Here is a 6,689-nt window from a genome sequence, read left to right on the forward strand (position 1 = left end):
GTCGAATGCGAAAGTTTTGTAGCGTTAGCGAGGCGCGGCTGCCGCGCGCACCTGCGTGGAAGAAAGGGCGGCCGGCGCGTCGTCCTGCAGCTCGAGTCGGCCGGCGGCCGCGAGTTCGCGGCAGCGCCACCAGGCGATCGAGTCGCTGACGAACAGCCCGCCGCGGTCGGCCCCGGCCATGATGCCGCCGACGACGCGTCGCGCGGGCAGCCAGCCGGTTTCCGCGTGCGCGACGATCAGCGCGTCGAGGTCCGCGTAGTGGCCGCTCTTGATCGTGTTGCTGACCCAGTAACGCAGTTCGGCATTCAGGTGCTTCGCCTCCTGCCATTCGAGCGCGAGGCGCCCGATGCGCAGTACCGAGATCGGCGCGGCCGCCGGCCGTTTGCGGGCGAGTGCCGCGGGCGAGAACATCCCGGTCGAACAGGCCTGGTCGGTGCGGCTCAGCGCCGCGCGCTGCGGGGCGTCGAGGTCCGCGGCCGACAACCGCACCTCGTTCAGCCGCTGCGGCACGTTGCGCAGGTGATAGGCGACGCGGCGCAACAGCAGCTTGTCGCCGACGCTCGGTGCGTGCCAGACGACCACCTGGTCGGTATCCATCGCGAGCTGGTCGAGGCGGGTGAATTCAGCTTCGATCTCCGCATGCCAGTCGGGAATCTGGTCGCCGAGCACGCGCTGCCAGAACTCGGCGCGCGTGTCGGGCGTCTCGTCGGCGCCCTTCAGCGGCCCGACCGCGAGATCGTCGAGCAATCCGACGACGCGCTCGTCGCGTCCGGCTTGCGCGAGAGCCTCGCGCAGCGACGCGGCGGCGGTGCCGCCCTGAATCACGTGAATGGTACTCATCGGCCTGTCATCAACAAAAGAAAACCGCCGGCCGGGCGGACGTTGCGACGTCCAGCCGGCCGGCGGCCCCTAGTGTAAGCGAGATGTGTGACGACGAGAAACCGGCGCACCGCGCCGGCGCGACGCCGCTCAACGCTCGTCGAAGCTCACGACGACCTTGTCGCTGATCGGGTGGCACTGGCACGTGAGCACGAAGCCGTCCTTCACTTCGTGTTCCTCGAGCGTGTAGTTCTTCTCCATCCGGACTTCGCCTTCGACCACCTTCGCGCGGCACGTGCAGCATACGCCGCCCTTGCACGCGTACGGCAGCGCGAGGCCCGCGCGCAGGCCGACGTCGAGCAGGCTCACGCCTTCGTACGGCAGGCGCAGCTTGCGCTTCTTGCCGTCGAGCACGATTTCGAGGTCGGCGGCCGGCGTCTGGTCGGTGATCTCGACGACGGGCGCGCCCGCCTGCGGCAGCGGCGTCCCGAACCGCTCGACATGCACCTTTGCCTGCGGCACGCCGGCTGCCTTCAGCGCGGCTTCGGCCGCGTCCATCATCGGCGCGGGGCCGCAGATGAACGCTTCGTCGATCGCGTCGGCCGGCGTCAGCGTGGCGAGGAATTCCGCGCATTTCGCCTGGTCGAGCACGCCGTTGAACAGCTCGACGTCCTGCTGGTCGTCCGACAGCACGTGATACAGGACGAAGCGGTTCATGTAGCGGTTCTTCAGATCCTCGAGCTCCTCGGCGAACATGATCGCGTCGACGCTGCGGTTGCCGTAGACCAATGTGAACGTGCTGCGCGGCTCGAGCTCGAGCGTCGTCTTCACGATCGCGAGCACCGGCGTGATGCCCGATCCGCCGGAGAACGCGACGTACTGCTTGCCGTGGTCGGCGTTCAGGTGCGTGAAGAAGCGGCCGTCCGGCGTCATCACGTCGATCGTGTGGCCGGGCTTCAGCGTGTCGAACGCGAAGTTCGAAAACCGGCCGCCGCGCACGCGCTTGATGCCGATGCGCAGTTCGCCGTCGCGGTCGTAGTCGGTCGTGCCGACGCAGATCGAGTACGAGCGGCGCGTTTCCTCGCCGTCGATGTGGGTCTTCAGCGTGACGAACTGGCCCTGCGTGAAGCGGTACGCGTCGCGCAACTCGGGCGGCACGTCGAAGGAGACGGTGACGGCGTCGGCGGTCTCGGGGCGCACGTCGCGGATACGCAGCGGGTGAAATTGCGGGGTCGCCATGGTCAATAAGGTTTGAAGTAGTCGAAGGGTTCGCGGCAGTCGACACAGCGATACAACGCCTTGCAGGCCGTGGATGCGAATTGCGCGAGACGCTCGGTGCGGGCGGAACCGCAGCGCGGGCAGACGGGCGCCGCGACGGGGCGCGGCACGAAACGCACGACGTTTTCCCGCGGCGCGGCGCCGGCGCACTGGCCGACGGGCGGCGCGATGCCGTACGCGCGCAGCTTGTCGCGCGCTTCCTGGGTGATCCAGTCGGTCGTCCACGCGGGCGCGAGCACCGTCTCGATCCGGTGCGGCGGCAGGTCGGCGGCGTGCATCGCCGCGGCGATGTCCTCGGCGATCTGCGACATCGCCGGACAGCCGGAGTAGGTCGGCGTGATCACGACTTCGAGCAGGCCGTCGTCCGCGCGACGGACGTCGCGCAGGATGCCGAGCTCGCGGATCGACACGACCGGAATCTCGGGATCGGGCACGGCTTCGAGCACGTCCCACGCGCGCGCGAGCAACGGATCGTTGCGGTGCGCGGCGGGTGCGGCGTCGGCGGGTGAGGCGGTCTGGACGGACATCGTCGGGCTCCGTTGGGTCGGCCGGTTACCAGCTCGCGCCGGGGTGCTGGCGCGCGAGGCTCTGCATTTCCGCCAGCAGGTAGCCCATGTGTTCCGAGTGCTCGCCCTGCTTGCCGGTCGTCACGTGCTGCACGGGCGCGGGCAGGGTGAGCGTCGCTTCCGCGAGCGCATCGTCCACGTCCGCGCGCCATGCGGCTTCGAGCGCGGCCGGCGCCGGGCCGATGCCCGGTGCGGAAACCGCGTCGTCGATCGCGTCGGCCGCGAAGAACTCGCGCGTGTACGGAATCAGGTAATCGAGCGCGGCCTGTGCACGGCGATGCGATTCGTCGGTGCCGTCGCCGAGGCGCACCAGCCATTCGCGCGCATGCTGCACGTGATAGCGGGTTTCCTTCACCGATTTCGCGGCGATCGCGGCGAGTTGCGCGTCCGTCGACGTTTCGAGCGCGGTCCACACGTGCAGCATCAGCGTCGCGTAGAGAAAATTGCGCACGATGGTCACCGCGTAGTCCTTGTCGGCGTGCGCGGTGCCGGCGATCGGGCCGTAGTGCGGCAGCTCGGCGAGCGTGAAGTTCGCGAATTCGCGCTCGGTGCGGAAGTACGCGTAATCGTCTTCCGTCTTCGCCGCGCCGTTCAGCTGGCGGTCGAGGTCGGCTGCGTGCGTGTACAGCATGCGGGCCTGGCCGATGAGGTCGAGGCTCATGTTGGTGAGCGCGATGTCTTCCTCGAGGATCGGGCCGTGGCCGCACCATTCGGCGTTGCGCTGACCGAGGATCAGCGCGTTGTCCGCGAGGCGCAGCACGTAGGAGAGGTGTTCGGGCGTGATCGTCATGGTGCGGGCGTTACATGTGGTTGACTTCGTCGGGCAGCGTGTAGAACGTCGGGTGACGGTAGATCTTGTCGCCCGCCGGTTCGAACAGCTCGGCCTTCTCGGCCGGATCCGACGCGGTGATCGCCGACGACGGCACCACCCAGATGCTCACGCCTTCCTGGCGCCGCGTGTAGACGTCGCGCGCCATGCGCAGCGCCATCGACGCGTCGGCCGCGTGCAGGCTGCCGCAATGCTTGTGGTCGAGGCCCTGCTTGCTGCGCACGAACACTTCCCAGATCGGCCATTCCTTGTTCATCACTCTCTCTCCTGAATCCTGTATTCGATGGTTGCCGCTCAGGCGGCGTGCTGTTCGGCGCGGGCGCGGCGCTTGGCTTCGTACGCGAGCGCGGCTTCACGCACCCACGCACCGTCCTCGTGCGCCTTCACGCGGGTCGCGAGGCGTTCCTTGTTGCACGGGCCGTCGCCGTTGACGACGCGCCAGAATTCATCCCAGTCGATCGCGCCGTAGTCGTGGTGGCCGCGCGCCTCGTTCCATTTCAGGTCCGGGTCGGGCAGCGTCACGCCGAGCACCTTCGCCTGGTCGACCGTCGCGTCGACGAACTTCTGCCGCAGGTCGTCGTTCGAGATCCGCTTGATGCCCCATTTCGCGGACTGGTTGCTGTGGACCGAATCGGCATCGCTCGGGCCGAACATCATCAGCACCGGCCACCACCAGCGGTTCACCGCCTGCTGGACCATCGCGCGCTGCGCGTCGGTGCCCTTCATCATCGACAGCAGCGCATCGAAGCCCTGGCGCTGGTGGAACGACTCTTCCTTGCACACGCGGATCATCGCGCGCGCGTACGGGCCATACGTGCAGCGGCACAGCGGGATCTGGTTCATGATCGCGGCGCCGTCGACGAGCCAGCCGATCACGCCGACGTCGGCCCAGGTCGGCGTCGGATAGTTGAAGATGCTCGAGTATTTCGCCTTGCCGGCGTGCAGCGCGTCGATCAGCGCGTCGCGCGATACGCCGAGCGTTTCGGCCGCGCTATATAGATAGAGGCCGTGGCCGGCTTCGTCCTGGACTTTCGCGAGCAGGATCGCCTTGCGCTTCAGGCTCGGCGCGCGCGAGATCCAGTTGCCTTCCGGCAGCATGCCGACGACTTCCGAGTGCGCGTGCTGCGAAATCTGGCGGACCAGCGTCTTGCGATAGGCGTCGGGCATCCAGTCCTGCGGTTCGATCTTGCCGTCCGCGGCCATGACCGCGTCGAACCGCGCCTGCTCGGGCGACTCGGCTGCGGCGTCGAGCGGTGCGACGTTGCCGGGGATGTCGAGGGATTGCGTGTACATGGCGGAGGATCTCGTCCGGTTGAATGTGTGCGAAGTATAAACCAACCGACCGGTCGGTTAATAAATTTCTTGCGGATTTGTATCGGGACTCGGGTAAACGTGGGGCGAGGGGCGCGATCGCCGGTCGGGAAGGCGGTCCGGCGCGTGAGACAGGCGGCTTCTGCGGCACAATGCCTGCTTTCCGATGAGGATTTCGCCGATGTCATTTCGAAGCAGTTTCGTCGCGACCGTGCTGGGCGCATCCGTTTTCCTGTCGCCGCTCGCGGTCTCGGCCGCACCGGCCGGGTGGGTCGCTGCGTGGGCGACCGCGTTGCAGCCGATTCCCGACCTGGCTGCGCCGCCGCCGCTCTACCGCGCGCCGGACGTGGCTGGGCGGACCGTTCGGCAGATCGTCTATCCGACGGTTTCCGGGCATGCCGCGCGGATTCGTGTCAGCAACGCCTACGGTCGCGCGCCGCTGGTGATCGAGGCTGCCAGTCTCGCGCGCGCCGGTGACGGCGCGGCGCTTGCCGACGCGACGGGTGCTGCCGTGCGCTTCGGCGGCAAGACGTCGGTGACGCTCGCTCCGAGCCAGGAACTCGAAAGCGACCCGGTGGCGATCGACGTGACGGCCGGGCAGCCGTATGCGATCAGTCTGCGCATGGGGGCAAACCAGCGGATGACCGTGTGGCACCGTGTGTCGAACCAGCTCAATTACGTATCGGCGCCGGGCGATCACGTGAACGATCCGGGCGCCGGCGCATTCCGCACGCGCTTTACCCAGTATGCATGGGTGACCGAACTGGCCGTCGAGGCGGGCGCCGCACGAGCGAGTGTCGCCGCGATCGGGGACTCGATCACCGACGGGCTGCGCTCGAGCCTGAATCGCAATCATCGTTGGCCGGATGCGCTGGCGCGCCGGCTGGCCGCGGCGGGTTCGGATTCGCTCGGCGTCGTGAATCTCGGGATCAGCGGCAATCGGCTGCTGAGCGATTCGGCATGCTACGGCACGTCGCTGGCGTCGCGGTTCGAGCGCGATGCGCTTTCGCGTTCGGGGGTGAAGGCGGTGATCGTGCTGATCGGCATCAACGACATCAACTTTGCGGCGATGCCGCCGCGTGCGGGGCTCGATTGCGACAACCCGCATACGCAGGTCACGGCCGCTTCGTTGATCGATGGCTATCGCGGCTTGATCGACGCCGCACATCGCCGGGGCGTGAAGATCTTTGGCGCGACGCTCACGCCTGCGGCGTTGCCGGCGGGGCGCGAGGCGATCCGGCTCGAGGTGAACCGGTGGATCCGGAGCGGCGGCGGGTTCGACGGGGTAGTGGACTTCGACGCGGTGTTGCGCGACCCGACTCGCCCGAGTGTGCTGCAGCGCCGATATGACAGTGGCGACGGCATTCATCCGAGTGACGCGGGTTACACGGCGATGGCCGATGCAGTGCCGTTGGAGCGGCTGCAGGCCGCGGTCGGCGGCAAGTGACATCGCTCTATATATAGAGCGAGTGATGAACGGCGAGCTTCGCCGATATGGCAGGCGACGCGTGGCCCTTCGGCCCCGAAGCCCCCGTGCGCGGAAGCGCACGGGGGCTTTTCAAAATATTTTCACAAAGGGCTTGCGGAGACGGGGGCGGGTGCATAGAATCACGCCTCTTTCGCGCTAACGGAAACGCAGCGCGGGAGGAAGAAGGGAAGCGGTGCGGTCGAGGGCGGTTGTAGAGCCACGGCGCACACGAAGTTGAACCCCAGTCGTCGCAACGAAGTAGTTCAGAAAGTTGTTGACGAGCTGAAAAAGACGGTTCATAATCTCGCTTCTCTGCTGCTGAAAACGCAGCGCTGCTGAGGAACTCCAGGTTTCTCGCAGAAATGCTCTTTAAAAATTAACAGCCGATAAGTGTGGGCGCTTGATGGCCGCGAGCTGA

7 protein-coding genes are annotated in these 6,689 nt (G+C 67.2%); 1 reads left to right on the top strand and 6 read right to left on the bottom strand.

Translation table 11 applies throughout. From position 1 onward, the window contains the following. Positions 1–24: 24 nt before the first annotated feature. The 6 genes from WS46_RS20625 to paaA form a co-directional block, all read right to left on the bottom strand. The gene (locus WS46_RS20625) at positions 25–840 is read right to left on the bottom strand and encodes a DUF1835 domain-containing protein (RefSeq protein ID WP_059691571.1); all 816 of its coding nucleotides are present in this window, start codon (positions 838–840) and stop codon (positions 25–27) included. A gap of 129 nt (positions 841–969) precedes the next feature. Next, positions 970–2,058: a 1,2-phenylacetyl-CoA epoxidase subunit PaaE gene (gene paaE, locus WS46_RS20630; RefSeq protein ID WP_059533373.1), complete on the bottom strand. Its 1,089-nt coding sequence runs from the start codon at positions 2,056–2,058 to the stop codon at positions 970–972. Between the two features lie 2 nt (positions 2,059–2,060). Continuing rightward, positions 2,061–2,624, bottom strand: a complete 564-nt coding sequence (gene paaD, locus WS46_RS20635) for a 1,2-phenylacetyl-CoA epoxidase subunit PaaD (RefSeq protein ID WP_059533371.1) — start codon at positions 2,622–2,624, stop codon at positions 2,061–2,063. Between the two features lie 25 nt (positions 2,625–2,649). Further along, a complete protein-coding gene (paaC, locus tag WS46_RS20640; protein ID WP_059533369.1) occupies positions 2,650–3,453 on the bottom strand; it encodes a 1,2-phenylacetyl-CoA epoxidase subunit PaaC in 804 nt (267 codons plus the stop codon). A gap of 10 nt (positions 3,454–3,463) precedes the next feature. Next, complete coding sequence (paaB, locus tag WS46_RS20645) at positions 3,464–3,748, bottom strand: 1,2-phenylacetyl-CoA epoxidase subunit PaaB (protein WP_006752453.1); 285 nt, start codon at positions 3,746–3,748, stop codon at positions 3,464–3,466. A 38-nt stretch (positions 3,749–3,786) separates the two neighbouring features. After that, positions 3,787–4,785: a 1,2-phenylacetyl-CoA epoxidase subunit PaaA gene (gene paaA / locus WS46_RS20650; protein WP_059691572.1), complete on the bottom strand. Its 999-nt coding sequence runs from the start codon at positions 4,783–4,785 to the stop codon at positions 3,787–3,789. A gap of 199 nt (positions 4,786–4,984) precedes the next feature. Here paaA and WS46_RS20655 point away from each other — a divergent pair, with 199 nt between their 5' ends. After that, positions 4,985–6,250, top strand: coding sequence for an SGNH/GDSL hydrolase family protein (locus tag WS46_RS20655; protein ID WP_059691573.1), 1,266 nt, complete (start codon positions 4,985–4,987; stop codon positions 6,248–6,250). Positions 6,251–6,689 lie beyond the last annotated feature (439 nt).

This window comes from Burkholderia sp. RF4-BP95, assembly GCF_001521985.1.
GTDB lineage: Bacteria > Pseudomonadota > Gammaproteobacteria > Burkholderiales > Burkholderiaceae > Burkholderia > Burkholderia diffusa.